We start from the raw sequence: 18,237 nt of genomic DNA, 5'->3' as shown, positions 1-18,237 counted from the left end.
TGCACGTGAGTCAAAAGAGAACATCCGGGGCAAAGTACACACCTCAGCCGACGTCCAACACCTTCACTTACGTGCTTGCGGGCGTCGCACTTGTCGTGGTTGTCGCCGTGATCGTGGTGGCCATCCTCTGGCAGCGAGGTGGCGACGAGCCACGCAACGACGGATACGGCTCGGTCCGCAACGCCGAGGTCGTCTCGACCGTATCCGACGACGGTGTGGTCGAACTCGGTGTTCCGGGTGCGCCGCGCACCGTCGACATCTTCGAGGACCCGATGTGCCCGTTCTGCGGCGAACTCGAGGTGAAGCACGGCCAGGAACTGGCACAGAAGATCGACGAGGGAACCATCGCGGTTCGCTATCACATGGTCGTTCTGCCCCAACTGAATCAGTTGTCCGCGAGCGGCGACTACTCCAGTCGGGCGGTGGCTGCGTCGCGCTGCGTTGCCGAATCGTCCGACGCGATCGTGTACTCCGCGTTCCACGCAGAATTGTTCTCGACAGAGTTCCAACCGGAAGAGAACGGTGAGACCGACCACTCGAACGCCGAACTGGCGGAGATGGCCACGCGTAATGGTGCGAGCACTTCCGTAGCAGACTGCATCACCAGTGGAAGCGCCGCAGACGTAGCCTCTGCCGACGCGGAAACCGCCCGGGCTGCATTGGCTGCGGCAGGAGCCGCCGGCACCCCCGGCGTTCTCGTCGACGGGCAACTCGTCGACGCACTGCGTGAGTCGTCATGGGTCGAATCCATCGGCTGACACCCGCGCTTCGCCGGTGACGCGCTCTGAGCTGCTGATTTGTTCCCGTCAACGACAATGGTGTAACTTCGTTCGAGCAACCGCAAGGTAACGCGGAAGCGAAGTACGGGGCTATGGCGCAGCTGGTAGCGCACCACACTGGCAGTGTGGGGGTCAGGGGTTCGAGTCCCCTTAGCTCCACAAAGAGGAGAGTCACCACCATGGTGACTCTCCTTTTTTGTGTAAGTACTCCGGTCGGTCGCGGCGTTCCTAATGCGCCGCGTCGAAGGCTTGCTCCACGTCCGTCGGAATTCGACCGCGAGTGGAAATCGCGTAACCGTTCGACTTCGCCCATTCCCGAATCGCCTTGGTCTGATTCGCGTCGCGTTTGGAGTTCACCGAAACGGATCCGCCGGACTTCTTCGCGCGCTTTCCGCCCACCCGCAACGAATGCTCGATGTAGTAATCGAGCTTCCGGTGAAATTCCTTGGCGTTCTTGTCGCTGAGGTCGATTTCGTAACCGACACCGTTCACCGAAAAAGTTATGTGCTCGCCGCCGGATTCGATCGGCTTGTCATCGATATCGTCCACCAGTTGGACGAAGACTTTCTTGGCCATATGAAAAGTTCTCCAATGAAGTTCAGGTGCGTCTGCATCACACTCAACGCGACTATACGACCGACCGGGCAATTTATCCATGCACGACGAATTGTCGTCTGCCGCTGTTCGGAGCGGACGTGACGTTCGGTCACTTGGAGTGACCGAACGGTTCATTCGGTCTCGGATGGTTGCTTTTGCGAGCTCGTTTTGTGTGTCACCGAAAGGAATATGAAGTGTGCGGAGGTTTTGGAGTGAACGGCAACGGTTGAGTCACGGCATGCTCACGATTTGCTTCCGAAAGGCTGATTGCTCGTCGATGTGCGTGATGCTGCTGCTTCACTTGGGGCTCAAGTGTCCACTGATTCCTGTGGGAACGACCGAGGGCTCGTGTGGCCTGGTGGCTGTCGGAGTGAGAGGGGAGCGGTGCGCCGGGCTCAGGCCGCGGTGCGCTCACAACCGTCGATGAACAAAACTGGTGTGCTCGCGTTTCTGTCGATCGGACTGCTGTCCGCTGCGGTGATCGCTCCCGCGGCGGCGAGTGCCGATCCGGCCTCCGACTCGACCGGGAACGAACTCTCCGGCAAGACGGTCTTCCTGGACCCGGGTCATCAAGGGACGGGCCACTCGGAGGATCTCACGCGTCAGGTCGACGATGGACGCGGCGGAACCAAGGACTGCCAGACGACGGGCATGACGTCGCTCGGTGGAGTGCCGGAGCACACGATCAACTGGAACGTCTCGCAGCTCGTGAAGTCGAGTCTGGAGAGCCTCGGTGCGACGGTGGTGACTTCGCGGGCGGACGACACCGGTTGGGGCGGCTGCGTCGACGAGAGGGCGGAGGCCGCCACGCGATCGGGGGCCGACGTGGCCGTCAGCATTCATGCGGACTCCACGTCCACAGGCCCGGACGAGAACAAGCACGGCTTCCACCTCATCGTTCCCACCTTGCCGATCCCCGATACAGCGGCCGACGCGGCACAATCGGCGGGTGGGCGACAGGCAACGTCACTGATGCGCGACGCCTACGAACGTGCCGGTTTCACTCCTGCCAACTACGCCGGTGTGACAGACGGTGTTCAGGAACGCGCCGACGTCGCAGGCCCTGCGCTGACGGGTGTACCGCTGGTGTTCGTCGAGATGGGCAACGGATCCAACCCGTCGGATGCGGACACATTGGAGACCACCGACGGTCAACTGAAGCACGCGATCGCGCTGTCCACCGGGATCATCGACTATCTGCTCGGGCCGGACACCGAAGTCGCTCCCGACCAGAACGCAGCCGAGACGGTGCCGTCGGTGCCGACTGTTCCCTCCGCTGCCGATTCGACCGCGGGAAACTCGCTGTCGCGGTTGCTGTCCGAGCTCGCTCCCTACGTCGACGCCGGTGGCGGTGAGGCGGACGTTCGGGCCGTCGCCGATGTCGCGCAAGGTCTGCTCCGTCAGATCCTGACTCGATGACCGAACGCGGCACCGAGTAATCTCGCTGCGTGGCCGAGGCAGACCGAACGATTCCCGTTGTCCTCGTCTCGGGCTTCCTGGGTTCCGGCAAGACGACGCTGCTCAATCACCTACTTCGGCACAATCGCGGAATTCGCATCGGCGTGGTCGTCAACGACTTCGGGTCGATCAACATCGACTCGATGATGGTTGCCGGACAGGTGGACTCGATGGTGTCGCTGGGCAACGGTTGCCTGTGTTGCGCCGTCGACGTGGACGAACTGGACGCGATGTTCGACGTCCTGGCGGGTAGCAAATCCGCGCTCGACGTGATCGTCGTCGAAGCCAGCGGTCTCGCCGAGCCCCGAAATCTCATACGAATGGTTCTGGCGAGCGACAATCCGCGGGTGTCGTACGGCGGTCTCGTCGGGGTGGTCGATGCCGTCGAATTCGCCTCTACCCGAGCCGAACACCCCGAACTCGACCAGCACGTGCAATTGGCCGACCTGGTGGTGCTCAACAAAGCGGACGTACCGTCGCCCGACGCACTGTCGGACATCGAATCCCTCGTCCGCGGCATCGTCACCGACACGCCTGTTCTGACGACCGACCACGGCCGAGTCGACGCCGAACTGCTCTTCGACGTCCCCGAGCGTGTGCAGGATCCCACGCAGGCGCGTCAGATGTCGTTCGACGAGATTCTCTTCGACCACGACCACGACCACGACAGCCATGGCGAACAGGACGACCATGCACATCATCTGCACGCGAAGTACTCCACGACGAGCTTCGAGAGCGACGAGCCGTTCGATCCTCGACGGTTCGTCGACATGTTGGAGAACCCGGCAGGCGACGTCTACCGCATCAAGGGCTTCGTTCACTTCGACGTACCCGGCTACCGCGAGCGCTACGAGGTGAACACCGTCGGCCGGCACATCACGATGACGCCGACGGAGTGGGGCGACGACACCACGAGAATTACCCGGCTCGTTCTGATCGGCACCGACCTCGACGAGGAACTGGCCGAGATTCGGCTACTGGATTGCGTCCGGCGGCCCGGTGACCTCGCCGACGAGTCCGCGATGCTTCCGGTTCACCGGTACGTCCGGTCCGGTTAGAGGCCGACCCATTCCGACGTGCCCGACGCGAAGTGCTGTCGCTTCCAGATGGGTACCTCTGCTTTGATCCGTTCGACGAGCAGCGCACACGTTGCGAACGCCTCGGCGCGGTGGGGCGACGCGACGGCGGCCACGAGGGCGACGTCGCCGATCGACAGGTCACCGACGCGATGCACGGCTGCGACCGGCAGGCCGGATTCTTCCGCCACTTCCACGCAACACGTACGAAGGAACCGTTCCGCCTCGGGGTGGGCCTGGTACTCGAGGGCCGACACCGATTGTCCGCCGTCGTGGTTGCGCACGACGCCGGAGAACAACACGACGGCACCGTGCGTCGGACCGGCGACGGCACTTTCCACCGCCGAGGTGTCGATGGGATCGGCGGATATCGCGGCGAGCAGGTCGGTCATGGGGTGTTCACGTCACTTTCCGAATCGGCGTGGAGTCCGTCTCCAGCAACCTGGGCGAGTAGATGGTCGACGATCGGATCCAGCACCGCCAGGCCGTCTTTCACGCCTCCCGGTGATCCGGGGAGATTGACGACGACGGTGCGGCCCGCCACCCCGGACAGTCCGCGGCTGAGCGTCGCATGCGGCGTGACCTTCGTTCCCCGGAGCCGGATGGCGTCGGATATCCCCGGAAGTTCGCGGTCCAGAACGGCCTTGGTCGCCTCGGGGGTCGCATCGGTCGGGGAGACACCGGTGCCACCGGTGCTGACGACGAGGGCGGGGCCGTCGGTGAGAGCGTCGCGCAGGCCTGCCGCGATCTCTGCGTCGGCGTAGACGAGTGGGCCGCGTACGGTGAATCCTCTGTCGAGAAGCCACGCTACGATGCGGGGCCCGGTCGTGTCCTCACGGGTTCCGTTCGCACCACCGGTAGAGGCGACCAGAACGGCGGCTGTTCGGCCCGCCGGAGATGTTTCTGTCACGGACGTAGGCCCAGCGGAGACGGTGTCCTCACGCGACCACGACCCTCGTTTGCCGCCTTCTTTGCGCACCAACCGAATACCGTTCATCGTCGCCGACGGGTCGACGGCCTTGACCATGTCGTGCAACGTGAGCCCGGCCACGGCGACGGCCGTCAGCGCTTCCATCTCCACTCCGGTCGGACCTGTGGTCTTCGCGGTGGCCTCCACCGTGATCGTGGTGTCGGTGAAACCGAACACGATGTCGACCTTAGACAACGCGAGTTGGTGGCAGAGCGGGATGAGTTCCGACGTCTTCTTCGCTCCGGAGATTCCGGCGATCCGTGCGGTCGCGAGCACGTCGGCTTTCGGCATGCCATCGGCACGCACCAACGCGATCACCTCCGCCGTGGTGGCCAGTTCGCCTGCAGCGACGGCGATTCGAGTGGTGTCCTGTTTGGCGGAGACGTCGACCATGCGCGCCCGACCCTCGGAGTCGAGGTGGGAGAAATTGGACGTGGTCACAGCGGGATCACCTGAACCTTCTCACCGGCTTCGAGGGCCGTCGTGTCTTCGGGAACGTCGACGAGTACGTCGGCCCACGCCATCGCTGCGACGAGGTGTGACCCTGGCCCGGCGACCAACGAGACACCGTCGTCGCCGAGTCGCGCCCGGAGCATCTGTCGCTTGCCGCGGATCGACGTGATCGAGTGCGCCAGCGGGACCGGCCGCGGCTCGATCCGATCCAGGCCTGCCGCCTCTCGCACGATGTTGCGCGCGAAGACCAGAAAGGACACGACCGTGCTCACCGGATTGCCCGGAAAGTCGAGCACGGGCGTTCCCTCGATGGTCGCGACGCCCTGTGGACCACCGGGCTGCATGCGCACGGAGCCGAAACGCCCACCCAGCGGACCCACTACATCCTTCACGACCTCGAAGTCACCCATCGACACGCCGCCGGACGTGATCACGAGTTCGGCTTCGCGGGCAGCGTCGAACAATATTTTCTCGAACTCGCCCCGGTCGTCCGAGCTTCGGCGGACGGAGACGACGTCGGCGCCGTTTGCCCGCAGGTGAGCCGCCAGCGTGAGCCCGTTGGAATCGAAGATCTCGCCGGGACGCAGGGTGCTGCCGGCGTCGACCAGTTCGGCCCCGGTGGTGATGACCGCGACCGTGGGTCGAGAAACCACGGCGACGCTGTCGAGGCCGACCGCGGCGAGCACCGCGATGTGGCGCGGTTCGAGGACCTGCCCGGCCCGCACCAGGATCGTGCCCGCGGTGATGTCGCTGCCCTGCTCACGGATGTAGTCACCCGGTTGCCTCGACACGGTGACGGTCACGGCATCACCAGTGGGCGTTGACCGTTCGGTGTTCTCGACGGGGACGACGGCGTCCGCGCCGACGGGCACGGGCGCGCCCGTCATGATCTTGACTGCCGACCCCGACTCGATCCGGACGATCTCCGACGGACCCGCGGCAACGACACCGTCGACCCGCAGCGTGACCGGAACCGCCGCGACGTCCGATGCGAGAACGGCATATCCGTCCATCTGCGAATTGCGGAACAACGGGAGGTCGACGGGGGAGACGACGTCGGCGTGGACGACGCGACCGAGAGCGTCGGCCACCGACACGGACAGAGGCGTTCTGGTGCGCAGCGGGCGCAACAGTTCTTCGACGACTGCGAGGTGTTCCTCCACCGACGCCGCGCTCGGACGGTGCGCCCGCCCGCCGCCATCCGGTGATCCATCATGCCCAGCACTGCTCATTCCACGATCCTGCTCATTCCACGATCCTATGCGCGCTCCGTCGCGCGAATGTTCGGTGGATCGCACGAAGAATCGGGCGGACGGCATACTGGAGGATGGACAGTCGGACACCGAACATTCGAAGGAGGGTCATGACAGTCGGCAATGCAGTGGGTACCGGTGCCGTCGGGCTCGGAATCCCTTCGATCGGCCGGGCGAGGACCGACACCGTCGAGGACCGGCCGGACGTTCCCGTCCTCGTCGACAGATTCGGACGCGTCGCTCGTGACCTCAGAGTGTCCATCACCGAGAAGTGCTCGCTGCGGTGCACGTACTGCATGCCGGAATCCGGCCTGCCCGCCATCGAGGCTCGAAATCTGCTGACGGCAAGCGAGATCGCCCGCGTGGTCGGTGTCGCCACCTCGCACCTCGGCGTCGAGGAAGTCCGCTTCACCGGGGGAGAACCCTTGATGCGTGCGGATCTGGCGGAAATTCTCCAGCTCTGTTCGGACGCCGCGCCGGGCGTGCCGCTGGCGATGACCACCAACGCCGTCGGTCTCGAACACCGTGTCGACTCCTTGGTGGCCGCGGGTCTCGGACGGGTGAACGTCTCGCTCGACACCATCGACCGGCACCACTTCGCGGAGCTCACTCGGCGTGATCGGCTCCCCTCGGTCCTGGCGGGTGTGCGCGCGGCCAGGCGCGCCGGTCTCGACCCGGTGAAGATCAACGCAGTCCTGATGCCGGAAACGTTGCACGGCGCAGCCGACCTGCTGCAATGGTGCCTCGACGAGGGCGTCGCACTGCGTTTCATCGAACAGATGCCCCTGGACGCGGACCAGGAATGGGCGCGCGCGAACATGCTCGACGCACAGCACCTGCTCGACGTGCTGTCGGCCCGGTTCGAACTGACGGAAATCGGTCGCGCAGACCCGTCGGCTCCCGCGGAGGAATGGGCGGTAGGCGGAACATCCGCCACCGTCGGAATCATCGCGTCCGTCACCAGGTCGTTCTGCTCGGATTGCGACCGAACGCGGTTGACCGCCGAAGGCACCGTTCGGTCGTGTCTGTTCAGTGACGAGGAAACCGACCTTCGCGCAGCATTGCGCGGCGGCGCCACCGATGACGAGATCGCACGGCTGTGGCGCGGCGCGATGTGGAACAAGTGGGCCGGCCACGGCATCGACGCCGCCGATTTCGTACCGCCTGCACGGAGCATGGGAGCAATCGGTGGTTGAGGTCAGGTACTTCGCCGGCGCAGCCGACGCTGCCGGATGCGCGCACGAAACGTTCGATCTTCCCGCCGGAAGCACACTTGCAGCTCTCAAAGCTGCTGTGCAACAAAGACATGGAAGCTCGGTGGTCGACGTGCTGCGAGTCTCGGCGTTTCTCGTCGGCGACGACCTGACCCGTGATGCGGGCACGACGCTCGGCGACAGGGTCGATGTCCTGCCGCCGTTCGCCGGCGGTTAGCGTCCTTCAGTTCTCGGTGGTCCACCAGTCGTCGAACGGAGTGACCGGAACGGCGCGCTTGTGCCTGGTGTCGAGGAACATCCGCTCCAACTTCTCGGCGACCTCGTCGGACACATCCTTGCCCTCGAGATAATCGTCGATCTGGGCGTACGTGACGCCGAGTGCTTCCTCGTCCGGGAGCGCAGGACGGTCGTCTTCCAAGTCCGCCGTCGGCACTTTCTTCCACGTGCTCTCCGGTGCGCGCAGTTCACGTAGCAATGCCGCACCCTGGCGCTTGCTGAGGCCGGTGAGCGGGGTGATGTCGACACCGCCGTCTCCGAACTTGGTGAAAAATCCGGTTATTGCCTCGGCTGCGTGATCGGTTCCCACGACGACGTAGCCCAACTGCCCGGCGAGCGCGTACTGCGCGACCATGCGCTGGCGCGCTTTGATGTTGCCGCGCACGAAGTCTCGGACCTCGGACGTGCCCAGTGCCTCGGCTGCGGAAGCCGCCGAGGCGTCGGACGCCTCCTTGATGTTGACGGTGACCGTCCGGTCCGGACCGATGAAGGTCAGTGCCGTCGTCGCGTCGTCCTCGTCGGCCTGGACTCCGTACGGCAGACGCACCGCGACGAACTCTGCCTCGGCGCCTTCGCTGCGTAGTTCGGCCGCGGCACGCTGGCAGAGCGCGCCCGTGAGGGTGCTGTCCTGACCACCGCTGATGCCGAGCACGAATCCCTTCGCGGGGCTCGAGCGCAGATAGGCCTTCAAGAAATCGACGCGGCGTGTGATCTCCGCCGCGGGGTCGATCGACGACTGGACCGCCAGTTCACGCAGGATGCGGGTCCGAAGTTCCGAGCGTAGTAGTGACATTCGGCCATTCTAGGGGCGGCGAGCGAACTTTCGCCGGTCAGCGGGTGGCTCGGCGCACCAGGTCTTCCCAGCCGTCGGCGAGCCGTTCTATCGGCATACCCAGATCGCGGAACTGATGCATGACCAGTGTCGCTTCGAGTGGGGTCAGCAGGTTGTAGGCCAGCAGTTCCAGATCGCCGCCGACGCCTGCGCTGCGCAGAAGTGTCAGCACATGGGTGTAGTTCACCATGTGAGCAGGTGCGGAGTACCGCACCAGGGCCGAGTTCTCGGCCGCGCGCATGACCTCGCCCTGAACCTCCACCAGTTGCAGCCGAGCGCGGCCGAAGGCGACGAGCCTGTCGATCGGGTCGGCACCCGGGCCCAACGGCGGGGGACCGAACAGGAACGACTGCTGGAGCTCTTTCTCCGTGTGATCGAGCAGAGATTGCATCAGGCCGGATCGACTCCCGAACCGACGGAACACTGTGCCCTTGCCCACACCCGCCTTGGCGGCGAGGCCGTCCATGGTCACGGCGTCGGCGCCGACCGTCGCGACCAGTTCCGATGCCGCGTCCAGCAGGAGCCGCCGGTTACGCGCGGCGTCGCACCGCTCGGTCTCCTCGCCGGCTATGGGCAGCATGAAATCGGTCACAAGGGACAGTCTACCTGCTCGGGAATGGAAGTGGACCGCGGTCCGTTTGAGTGGTAAGAATTGGGTCGAACACCGGCTGCACACTCGAACTCGAAGGAATTACTCATGTCTGATGCACACGTTCTCGTTCTCGTTGGAAGTCTCCGCGCGGATTCGGTCAACAAGCAGATTGCCGATACCGCGGCGTCGCTGACCCCTGAGGGCTCCTCGGCCGTGGTCTACGACGGTCTTGCCGATGTGCCGTTCTACAACGAGGACATCGACGTCGACGGCAAAGTTCCCAGCTCCGCACTCGCGCTGCGTGCAGCGGCGGAGAAGGCCACCGCGTTTCTGCTCGTCACGCCCGAATACAACGGCACCATTCCTGCAGTTCTGAAGAACGCCATCGACTGGCTCTCCCGTCCGTACGGCGCCGGTGCGGTGTCGAAGAAGCCGGTCGCCGTCATCAGCGCGTCGCCGAGTGGTAACGGTGCCAAGTGGGCGCACGACGATGCACGCAAGGCCGTCGGCATCGCGGGCGGCAAGGTGCTCGAGGACGTCGAGCTCACCATCGGCGGAACCATCGACAAGTTCGGAACTGCTCACCCGCGCGAGAACGCCGAGGTCTCCGCCGAGATCGGCGCCGTCGTTGCGGAGTTGGTCAAGGCATCCGACGAGCTCGTCGCCGCCTGATTACGGTAACGGGAATCGTTTTCATGTAGAGTTTTCGTATGAAAGTACGAAACTCACTGAAATCGCTGAAGAACAAGCCGGGCGCCCAGGTCGTTCGCCGTCACGGCAAGGTGTTCGTGATCAACAAGAAGGAACCGCGGTTCAAGGCGCGCCAACGCTGACGGATCGACGGCGCATCAGCGCCTACGGGCGGTCGGAAGAGGCCCTCGGAGTCGACAAGACTCCGAGGGCCTTTCTCGTGTGCGAACCGGACTGTTTCACCCTTCGCGTGCGGCGTGTCGGCTTGCTGTTCTCGGTCACCACGAGTTCGTGTCTTCGATGTGACGCATGACATGAAAGCGTGTCGCACGCGACACGCCGCAGCGACCGAACGATTTGCTCGTCGGCAAGACTGTGACCAGCGAATACCAACGATGTTGTTCGCAACATCTCGTGTTGTAGGCATATGTCGGACACAAGGTGTAGTGTCTGAGCAGTCGAGAGGACACAACGCAGGAAGCCCCGAAAACGGGCTCGAAGCACGGTGAATCGTCTCGAAACTGCTCTGACCCGGGTTGCCGCTCGGCGTCGGAATCGTCGGCCGAGGTCGGTACGGAAAAGGGGAACATCATGAGCATCACCGTCTACACCAAGCCCGCCTGCGTTCAGTGCAATGCCACCTACCGCGCTCTCGACAAAGAGGGCATCGAGTACAACGTCGTCGACATCTCGCAGGATGCCGAGGCTCGTGATTACGTGATGGCGCTCGGCTACCTCCAGGCTCCCGTCGTCGTCGCCGGTGAAGACCACTGGTCCGGATTCCGTCCCGACCGCATCAAGGCACTCACGGCGAGTGTTGCTTGAACTCAGGATGCTCCGGACGTAGGAGGAGATGAGCAGGTGTGAATTTCGCTCCCGCTCCGCCGTCGACGCATCCGATCGTCTACTTCTCCAGCGCATCCGAGAACACGCATCGGTTCGTCACGAAGCTCGCGCTTCCGGCAAGTCGCATCCCGCTCAAGAACCCCGAGGACTTCTCGGTGGACCAGCCCTACGTGTTGATCGTGCCCACGTACGGCGGGGGGATGACGTTCGAGGGCCGCGATACCAGCTACGTCCCCAAGCAAGTCATCAAATTTCTCAACCGCAAGCACAATCGGTCGCTGATCCGAGCGGTCATCGCGGCCGGCAACACCAATTTCGGTGATTCGTTCTGCTTTGCAGGCGATGTCATTTCGCAAAAGTGCGCAGTTCCGTATCTCTACCGATTCGAACTGATGGGCACTCCCGAAGACGTACATCGAGTCCGCGAGGGTCTCGAGGACTTCTGGGAGCGCGAATCCCGCCGCGCGGCGCAGGTCCACTAGCGCAGCGCACACAACACACGACATGTAGAAGGAACTGGAGCGAAGCCGTGGCACCGACCATCACCGAGGTAGCACCCGTCAACGCCGCTCGATCGGACAGCGATCTGGATTATCACGCGTTGAACGCGATGCTGAATCTGTACGGTCCCAACGGCGAGATCCAGTTCGAGAAGGACCGCGAGGCGGCCAACCAGTACTTCCTGCAGCACGTCAACCAGAACACTGTCTTCTTCCACGATCTGGACGAGAAGCTCGACTACCTCGTCGAGGAGAACTACTACGAGCCCGAGGTACTGGACCAGTACTCGCGCGAGTTCGTGAAGTTCCTGATCAACCACGCCTACTCGAAGAAGTTCCGTTTCCCGACGTTCCTCGGCGCGTTCAAGTACTACACGTCCTACACGCTCAAGACGTTCGACGGTAAGCGTTACCTCGAACGCTTCGAGGACCGCGTCTGCATGGTCGCTCTGACCCTCGCGGCCGGTGACGAAAGGCTCGCGACGGATCTGGTCGACGAGATCATCGCCGGACGGTTCCAGCCCGCCACCCCGACGTTTCTCAACTCGGGCAAGAAGCAGCGCGGCGAGCCCGTCTCCTGCTTCCTGCTGCGCATCGAGGACAACATGGAGTCCATCGGGCGCTCCATCAACTCTGCCTTGCAGCTGTCCAAGCGCGGTGGCGGTGTTGCCCTGCTGCTCAGTAACATTCGTGAGGCAGGCGCCCCGATCAAGCGGATCGAGAACCAGAGCTCGGGCGTCATTCCCATCATGAAGCTCCTCGAGGACTCGTTCTCCTACGCCAACCAGCTCGGTGCCCGTCAGGGTGCGGGAGCGGTGTACCTCCACGCGCACCACCCCGACGTCTACAAGTTCCTCGACACCAAGCGCGAGAACGCGGACGAGAAGATCCGCATCAAGACACTCTCGCTCGGAATCGTCATTCCGGACATCACGTTCGAGCTGGCGAAGAAGAACGAGGAGATGTACCTGTTCTCCCCGTACGACGTCGAGCGCATCTACGGCGTCCCGTTCGCGGACATCAACGTCACCGAGAAGTACTACGAGATGGTGGACGACAAGCGAATTCGCAAGACCAAGATCAAGGCGCGCGAATTCTTCCAGACACTCGCCGAGCTCCAGTTCGAATCCGGTTACCCGTACATCATGTTCGAGGACACCGTGAACCGAGCGAACCCGGTGAAGGGCAAGATCACCCACTCCAACCTCTGCTCGGAGATCCTGCAGGTCTCGACGCCGTCGCTGTTCAACGACGACCTGTCCTACAGTCACGTCGGCAAGGACATCTCCTGCAACCTCGGCTCGCTGAACATCGCCAAGACGATGGACTCGCCGGACTTCGGCAAAACCATCGCCGTCGCGATCCGTGGATTGACCGCCGTGTCCGATCAGACCCACATCTACTCGGTGCCGTCGATCGAGCAGGGCAACAACGACTCTCACGCCATCGGCCTCGGCCAGATGAACCTGCACGGATACCTCGCGCGTGAGCGCATCCACTACGGTTCCGTCGAAGGCGTCGACTTCACGAACATCTACTTCTACACCGTGCTGTTCCACGCCATCCAGGCGTCGAACCAGCTCGCGAAGGACCGCGGAACCTACTTCAAGGGGTTCCCGGAATCCAAGTACGCCTCGGGTGAGTTCTTCGACAAGTACACCGACCGGGTGTGGGAGCCCAGTACCGCTCGGGTGGCGTCTCTGTTCGCGGAAGCCGACGTGCACATCCCCACGCAGGCCGACTGGTCCGCGCTGAAGGAGTCGGTGCAGCAGTACGGCATCTACAACCAGAACCTGCAGGCCGTTCCGCCGACCGGATCGATCTCCTACATCAACAACTCGACGTCCTCGATCCACCCCGTCGCGTCCAAGATCGAGATCCGCAAGGAAGGCAAGATCGGTCGGGTCTACTACCCGGCGCCCTACCTGACCAACGACAACCTGGACTACTACCAGGATGCCTACGAAATCGGGTACGAGAAGATCATCGACACCTACGCCGCGGCAACGCAGCACGTCGATCAAGGCCTGTCACTGACGCTGTTCTTCAAGGACACCGCCACCACGCGTGACATCAACAAAGCGCAGATCTACGCATGGCGCAAGGGAATCAAGACGCTGTACTACATCCGGCTGCGTCAGATGGCACTCGAAGGCACCGAGGTGGAGGGCTGCGTTTCGTGCATGCTGTAGGCCGAGGCCGCTGAACTTCACCCGATTCGAACCCAGAGGACACCATGACTGCTGCACCGCACTCGCCCGCGGACGGGGCGAAGATCAAGCTCATCGACCGCGTCTCCGCCATCAACTGGAACCGCGTCCAGGACGACAAGGACGCTGAGGTCTGGGAGCGGCTGACCAGTAATTTCTGGCTGCCGGAGAAGGTCCCCGTCTCCAACGACATCCCGTCGTGGGGCACGCTCAACGCCGTCGAGAAGCAGCTGACGATGCGTGTGTTCACCGGATTGACGTTGCTGGACACCATCCAGGGCACCGTCGGCGCAGTCAGTCTGATCCCCGACGCCGTCACCCCGCACGAGGAAGCCGTCTACACGAACATCGCGTTCATGGAGTCGGTCCATGCCAAGAGTTACAGCTCGATCTTCTCGACGCTGAGCTCGACGCGTGACATCGACGACGCGTTCCGCTGGTCGGAGGAGAACCCGAACCTGCAACGCAAAGCCGAGATCGTCCTCGACTACTACAAGGGCGACGACCCGCTCAAGCGCAAGGTCGCGTCGACGCTTCTCGAATCGTTCCTCTTCTATTCGGGCTTCTACCTGCCGATGTACTGGTCCTCACGGGCGAAGCTGACCAACACGGCCGACCTCATTCGCCTGATCATCCGCGACGAGGCCGTGCACGGCTACTACATCGGGTACAAGTACCAGAAGGGCCTCGAAAAGGTCACCGAAGCCGAGCGCGAAGACCTCAAGAACTACACGTTCGAGTTGTTGTTCGAGTTGTACGACAACGAGGTCGAGTACACGCAGGACCTCTACGACGAGATCGGTCTGACCGAGGACGTCAAGAAGTTCCTGCGCTACAACGCGAACAAGGCTCTCAACAACCTCGGATACGAAGGCCTGTTCCCCAAGGACGAGACCGACGTCAACCCGGCGATCCTGTCCGCACTCTCCCCGAATGCCGACGAGAACCACGACTTCTTCTCCGGTTCCGGGTCGTCCTACGTCATCGGCAAAGCAGTCAACACCGAAGACGAGGACTGGGACTTCTGATCCTGTTCGACAGCGCAGGCCCTCCGGCTACGAGCCGGGGGGCCTGCCCTGCTTCCGCATCGTTTCCGCGTCCTTCGGCATCCGTCCTTGCTCGGTCAGAGCGCGACGCAACAGAAACTCGATCTGCGCATTCGTGCTCCTGAGCTCGTCGGAGGCCCAGCGGGCAAGCGCGTCGTGCACCGCAGGGTCGAGTCTGAGCAGAAGCTTCTTGCGTTCGACGGGCATCGGATTACTGGTAGAGCGATCCGGTGTTCACCACGGGCTGTGTGTCGCGGTCACTGCACAGCACGACGAGCAAGTTGGACACCATCGTGGCCTTCCGTTCCTCGTCCAACTCGACGACGTGCTTGTCCTCGAGCTTCGCGAGCGCCATCTCGACCATGCCCACCGCGCCTTCGACAATCTGCTGACGTGCAGCGATGACAGCACCTGCTTGCTGACGACGCAGCATCGCCTGCGCGATCTCCGGGGCGTACGCAAGTCGATTGATCCGCGTCTCGATCACCTCGACGCCCGCCGATCGAACCCGTGCGTGCACTTCCTCGCTCATCGCGCCGGTGATTTCGTCGGCGTTCTCGCGCAGCGACATTCGACCCTCGGCATCGTACGGGTAGCTACCGGCGATATGCCGGACCGCCGACTCGGTCTGCACCGCGACGAACTCCTCGTAGTCGTCGACCTGGAACGACGCGAGCGCGGTGTCCGCCACCTGCCACACCACGATCGCCGAGATCTCGATCGGGTTGCCGTCTGCGTCGTTGACCTTCGACTGTCCCGTCTCGTGATTGCGAATTCGCGTCGAAATGGCCTTGCGGTACGTCAACGGATTTGTCCAGCGCAAGCCGGGCGTGCGGAGCGTTCCGCTGTACGAACTTCCCAAGAGCTGAAGCACGCGAGCCTGATTCGGCTGCACCAACGTCAAACCCGCAAGAACGGGAAGCGACACGACGAACAACACAGCGCCGACGACAGCCAGCGGGACAACGGTGAACACGAGGCCGAGTACGAACGCCGCAATACCTCCCAGGAAAAGAACGAGCCCGACCCCGAGCATCGACCACCCCGGCAGATCCCACCCCGGCCGTTCGGCAATCGTCGTCGTCGGAGCACCCGTCGGTTTCTCGGCAACAGTCGATGGTCCAGTCACAATGGCCTCCCTCTCAGTAGTGATACTAAAGTGATATCACATTCCGCGCCGCCGTCGCACCGAACGTGACGTTTGGTCACTTGGAGTGACCGAACGTCACGTTCGGTCAGTCAGACTGACCGAACGTCACGTTCGGTCCCGAAAGGGGGTGGGGGAGGAGGCGGCTCAGCGCCGGAACCAGGCTTCGGCGTTGTCGCCGAGAGCGTGGTGGATGCGCAGACGCGAGGTGTCGGCGAGGTTGTCGGGGAGTTCGGCGGGGTCGAACCATGCGACGGCGAGGTTTTCGTCGTCGGCGACGTGTGCGTGTCCGCCGGTGTGGTGGGCGAGGAAGGTGATGTCCAGGTACTGGGCGACGTCACCGTTGGGGTAGGTGATCGGCTCGGTGACGTCGACGCCGGTGAGGCGGACGAGTTCGGCGTCGATGCCGGCTTCCTCGCGGATTTCGCGGAGGGCGGCCGGTCCGGGTTCTTCGCCGGGTTCGAGGATGCCGGAGACGACGGCCCATTTTCCGTTGTCCCGCCGCTGGGTCAGGAGAACCTTGCCGTCGGAGATCACGACGGCGCTGACGCCGGACAGCCAGAGCGGTGACGTGCCGACCTTGTCGCGGAGAGCGAGGACGAATTCGGGGATCGGCATGTCAGGACACGTACGCGTTCAGGGAGTTGGTGACGTCCGCGAGGATCGTGCGGGCGGCGACCAGTCCGCTGCCCGACCACACGGTGTCGTTGACCACGAAGATGCGTCCGTCCTTCGCCGAGCCCAGGTCCTCCCACGCCTCTCCGGTCATGACCGAGGTGCCGTAGTCCTCCCCGGCGTCGCCGTCGAAGCGGACGTAGACGATGTCGCCTTCGGCGGCGGCGACGTCTTCGGCCGATCCGGTGGCGGTGGCGTCGACCTGCGTCGGAGGCCTTTGCACGCCGATCTCCGCGAGAACGGAGCTCGCGAACGTCGAGGGTGCGTCGGTGGAGAAGGAGTCCGGGAGGAACCGCACGACCGACGCCTGCGTCTGCTGGGCGTTGACGTCCCGGCCGACCTGCTCGGCGTCCGCCGTGAAGCGGGCCAGTTCGTCGAACGCGGTCCCGCCCCGCCCCAGTGCAGCGGCCGATTGCAGGAATGCGCCCTTCCATCCCTGGTCGGTGCTGGTGAAGACGGTCGGCGCGATGTCGCCGAGTGCCTCGTACATGTCCGGTCCCAGCGAATCCGCTCCGATGATCAGGTCGGGGGAGAGGCCTGCAATGGCGTCGATGTCCGGTGAGCCCACGGCCCCGACCGACGGGATCTGCGTGATTCCGGTGCCCAGGTACAGCTCCTGATCGCCGTCGCCGCGGAAGTCGGGATCGAGCGGAGCTGCGCCGACGACGCGTTCCCAGACACCGAGCGCGCAGGTGGCGTCCAGTGATGCCGCGTCCAGTACGACGACGCGCATCGGGTCCGCCGGCACGTCCGTGATGCCCTCGCTGTGACCGACCGGGCGGGTGTCACCGTCGATGCCCGTCGGATCCAGGGGTGCAGGAGCCGGGCACAGCCCGACGGTGTCGCGGTCGTTGCCGACGACGCCGGCTCCGGCGATGTTGGTGGTGCTCCGAACGATGGTCGACGCGTTGTCCTCGGAGGACGCGGTGTCCGAACATCCGGATGCGAGCGTCAGTGCTGTCACCACGATCGCAAGGGCAGCGGTGCGCGCCTGAGACGTCTTGGTCAACTCGGATGTTCCTTACGGGAGTCGGGATGCCGTCATACCCTATCGAAGAAGATCGACCGCTCCTCGAATCGCCGGTCTCGCTGGTCGTTCGACGCCGCCCAGCTGGTGCGGGAGCCGAATACGACACACGGTAGGACCGGGTTGGTCAGGCTCGGAGTGCACGGTCTAGGATTCGAATAGCGCAAGACACCAGGACGTCCCGCTTGTCGATCGGGATGGGACGCATCTTCAGGAGGATCAGTGACTGCCCTAGCGCCTAGGCCTACTCCCGCTGTGACGGCGGCTCGGCCTTTTCCGCCGCGGATGGGACCTAAGGGTTCGTTCGTTCACAAGGCGATTACGACCACTGATCCCAAGGTGTTGGGGATCATGTACATCGCGACGTCGATTGCGTTCTTTCTCGTCGGTGGGTTGATGGCGTTGTTGATGCGCGCCGAGTTGGCTGTGCCGGGGATGCAGTTTCTGTCCAACGAGCAGTACAACCAGTTGTTCACCATGCACGGCACGATCATGTTGCTGTTGTATGCGACGCCGATCGTGTTCGGGTTCGCCAATTACATTCTGCCGTTGCAGATCGGTGCTCCGGATGTGGCGTTCCCGCGGCTCAATGCGTT

The 18,237-nt window shown here is 63.5% G+C and carries 22 protein-coding genes and 1 tRNA gene; 13 read left to right on the top strand and 10 right to left on the bottom strand.

Features of this window, described 5'->3' with window-relative positions; genetic code table 11:
• Positions 1-5 precede the first annotated feature (5 nt).
• Positions 6-758, top strand: a complete 753-nt coding sequence (locus H292_RS0116250; RefSeq protein ID WP_026347933.1) for a DsbA family protein — start codon at positions 6-8, stop codon at positions 756-758.
• Between the two features lie 107 nt (positions 759-865).
• A tRNA-Ala gene (locus H292_RS0116245) sits at positions 866-938 on the top strand.
• A gap of 69 nt (positions 939-1,007) precedes the next feature.
• Here the strand turns inward: H292_RS0116245 and H292_RS0116240 are convergent.
• Entirely contained in the window at positions 1,008-1,355 is a 348-nt protein-coding gene (locus H292_RS0116240; protein ID WP_019667997.1) for a histone-like nucleoid-structuring protein Lsr2, read from the bottom strand.
• 444 nt (positions 1,356-1,799) lie between these two features.
• Between H292_RS0116240 and H292_RS0116235 the strand changes: the two genes are divergently transcribed.
• Both H292_RS0116235 and H292_RS0116230 read left to right on the top strand, forming a co-directional pair.
• Entirely contained in the window at positions 1,800-2,795 is a 996-nt protein-coding gene (locus H292_RS0116235; protein ID WP_027498869.1) for an N-acetylmuramoyl-L-alanine amidase, read from the top strand.
• 29 nt (positions 2,796-2,824) lie between these two features.
• On the top strand, positions 2,825-3,892 hold the full coding sequence (locus H292_RS0116230) for a CobW family GTP-binding protein (protein ID WP_020112067.1): 1,068 nt from the start codon (positions 2,825-2,827) through the stop codon (positions 3,890-3,892).
• On the opposite strand, the gene H292_RS0116225 is transcribed toward H292_RS0116230, so the two are convergent.
• The 3 genes from H292_RS0116225 to H292_RS0116215 are packed head-to-tail and all read right to left on the bottom strand — an operon-like array spanning position 3,889 to position 6,565.
• The gene (locus H292_RS0116225) at positions 3,889-4,302 is read right to left on the bottom strand and encodes a molybdenum cofactor biosynthesis protein MoaE (protein ID WP_020112066.1); all 414 of its coding nucleotides are present in this window, start codon (positions 4,300-4,302) and stop codon (positions 3,889-3,891) included. The two genes, H292_RS0116230 and H292_RS0116225, sit on opposite strands and share 4 nt — an antisense overlap.
• A complete protein-coding gene (gene moaCB / locus H292_RS0116220) occupies positions 4,299-5,273 on the bottom strand; it encodes a bifunctional molybdenum cofactor biosynthesis protein MoaC/MoaB (protein ID WP_230621125.1) in 975 nt (324 codons plus the stop codon). Before moaCB ends, H292_RS0116225 begins: the two co-directional genes overlap by 4 nt.
• 44 nt (positions 5,274-5,317) lie before the next feature.
• On the bottom strand, positions 5,318-6,565 hold the full coding sequence (locus H292_RS0116215; RefSeq protein ID WP_230594060.1) for a molybdopterin molybdotransferase MoeA: 1,248 nt from the start codon (positions 6,563-6,565) through the stop codon (positions 5,318-5,320).
• A 131-nt stretch (positions 6,566-6,696) separates the two neighbouring features.
• Here H292_RS0116215 and moaA point away from each other — a divergent pair, with 131 nt between their 5' ends.
• Both moaA and H292_RS0116205 read left to right on the top strand, forming a co-directional pair.
• Positions 6,697-7,782 (top strand): GTP 3',8-cyclase MoaA, encoded by a 1,086-nt coding sequence (gene moaA / locus H292_RS0116210; RefSeq protein WP_019668003.1) that lies wholly within the window; start codon positions 6,697-6,699, stop codon positions 7,780-7,782.
• The gene (locus H292_RS0116205) at positions 7,775-8,017 is read left to right on the top strand and encodes a MoaD/ThiS family protein (RefSeq protein WP_019668004.1); all 243 of its coding nucleotides are present in this window, start codon (positions 7,775-7,777) and stop codon (positions 8,015-8,017) included. Before moaA ends, H292_RS0116205 begins: the two co-directional genes overlap by 8 nt.
• Before the next feature lie 6 nt (positions 8,018-8,023).
• Here H292_RS0116205 and nadE read toward each other — a convergent pair whose 3' ends face one another.
• Both nadE and H292_RS0116195 read right to left on the bottom strand, forming a co-directional pair.
• Positions 8,024-8,869 (bottom strand): ammonia-dependent NAD(+) synthetase, encoded by an 846-nt coding sequence (nadE, locus tag H292_RS0116200; protein ID WP_019668005.1) that lies wholly within the window; start codon positions 8,867-8,869, stop codon positions 8,024-8,026.
• 37 nt (positions 8,870-8,906) lie between these two features.
• Positions 8,907-9,500, bottom strand: a complete 594-nt coding sequence (locus H292_RS0116195) for a TetR/AcrR family transcriptional regulator (protein ID WP_019668006.1) — start codon at positions 9,498-9,500, stop codon at positions 8,907-8,909.
• 105 nt (positions 9,501-9,605) lie between these two features.
• Here H292_RS0116195 and H292_RS0116190 point away from each other — a divergent pair, with 105 nt between their 5' ends.
• The 6 genes from H292_RS0116190 (at position 9,606) to nrdF (ending at position 14,774) form a co-directional block, all read left to right on the top strand.
• Positions 9,606-10,172: an NAD(P)H-dependent oxidoreductase gene (locus H292_RS0116190; RefSeq protein ID WP_020112064.1), complete on the top strand. Its 567-nt coding sequence runs from the start codon at positions 9,606-9,608 to the stop codon at positions 10,170-10,172.
• A 38-nt stretch (positions 10,173-10,210) separates the two neighbouring features.
• Entirely contained in the window at positions 10,211-10,333 is a 123-nt protein-coding gene (gene ykgO / locus H292_RS0116185) for a type B 50S ribosomal protein L36 (RefSeq protein WP_019668008.1), read from the top strand.
• A gap of 448 nt (positions 10,334-10,781) precedes the next feature.
• Positions 10,782-11,015 (top strand): glutaredoxin-like protein NrdH, encoded by a 234-nt coding sequence (gene nrdH, locus H292_RS0116180; protein WP_019668009.1) that lies wholly within the window; start codon positions 10,782-10,784, stop codon positions 11,013-11,015.
• 38 nt (positions 11,016-11,053) lie between these two features.
• The gene (nrdI, locus tag H292_RS0116175) at positions 11,054-11,518 is read left to right on the top strand and encodes a class Ib ribonucleoside-diphosphate reductase assembly flavoprotein NrdI (protein WP_020112063.1); all 465 of its coding nucleotides are present in this window, start codon (positions 11,054-11,056) and stop codon (positions 11,516-11,518) included.
• Between the two features lie 47 nt (positions 11,519-11,565).
• The gene (nrdE, locus tag H292_RS0116170; protein WP_019668011.1) at positions 11,566-13,728 is read left to right on the top strand and encodes a class 1b ribonucleoside-diphosphate reductase subunit alpha; all 2,163 of its coding nucleotides are present in this window, start codon (positions 11,566-11,568) and stop codon (positions 13,726-13,728) included.
• A 44-nt stretch (positions 13,729-13,772) separates the two neighbouring features.
• Positions 13,773-14,774, top strand: coding sequence for a class 1b ribonucleoside-diphosphate reductase subunit beta (nrdF, locus tag H292_RS0116165; protein WP_019668012.1), 1,002 nt, complete (start codon positions 13,773-13,775; stop codon positions 14,772-14,774).
• A gap of 27 nt (positions 14,775-14,801) precedes the next feature.
• Here nrdF and H292_RS0116160 read toward each other — a convergent pair whose 3' ends face one another.
• The 4 genes from H292_RS0116160 to H292_RS0116145 form a co-directional block, all read right to left on the bottom strand.
• Positions 14,802-14,999, bottom strand: a complete 198-nt coding sequence (locus H292_RS0116160; protein ID WP_020112062.1) for a hypothetical protein — start codon at positions 14,997-14,999, stop codon at positions 14,802-14,804.
• A 4-nt stretch (positions 15,000-15,003) separates the two neighbouring features.
• A complete protein-coding gene (locus H292_RS0116155; RefSeq protein ID WP_027498868.1) occupies positions 15,004-15,921 on the bottom strand; it encodes an SPFH domain-containing protein in 918 nt (305 codons plus the stop codon).
• Between the two features lie 165 nt (positions 15,922-16,086).
• On the bottom strand, positions 16,087-16,557 hold the full coding sequence (locus H292_RS0116150; protein WP_019668015.1) for an NUDIX hydrolase: 471 nt from the start codon (positions 16,555-16,557) through the stop codon (positions 16,087-16,089).
• Between the two features lies 1 nt (position 16,558).
• Positions 16,559-17,623, bottom strand: a complete 1,065-nt coding sequence (locus H292_RS0116145; protein ID WP_020112060.1) for an ABC transporter substrate-binding protein — start codon at positions 17,621-17,623, stop codon at positions 16,559-16,561.
• Between the two features lie 240 nt (positions 17,624-17,863).
• Between H292_RS0116145 and H292_RS27190 the strand changes: the two genes are divergently transcribed.
• Positions 17,864-18,237, top strand: a 374-nt coding sequence (locus tag H292_RS27190) for a cbb3-type cytochrome c oxidase subunit I (RefSeq protein ID WP_196806177.1), incomplete at its 3' end; no start/stop codon positions are given.

The sequence above is a fragment of the Rhodococcus sp. 114MFTsu3.1 genome, from assembly GCF_000383555.1.
Lineage (GTDB): Bacteria > Actinomycetota > Actinomycetes > Mycobacteriales > Mycobacteriaceae > Rhodococcoides > Rhodococcoides fascians_E.
This window is presented reverse-complemented; position numbering and strand designations above follow the sequence as displayed.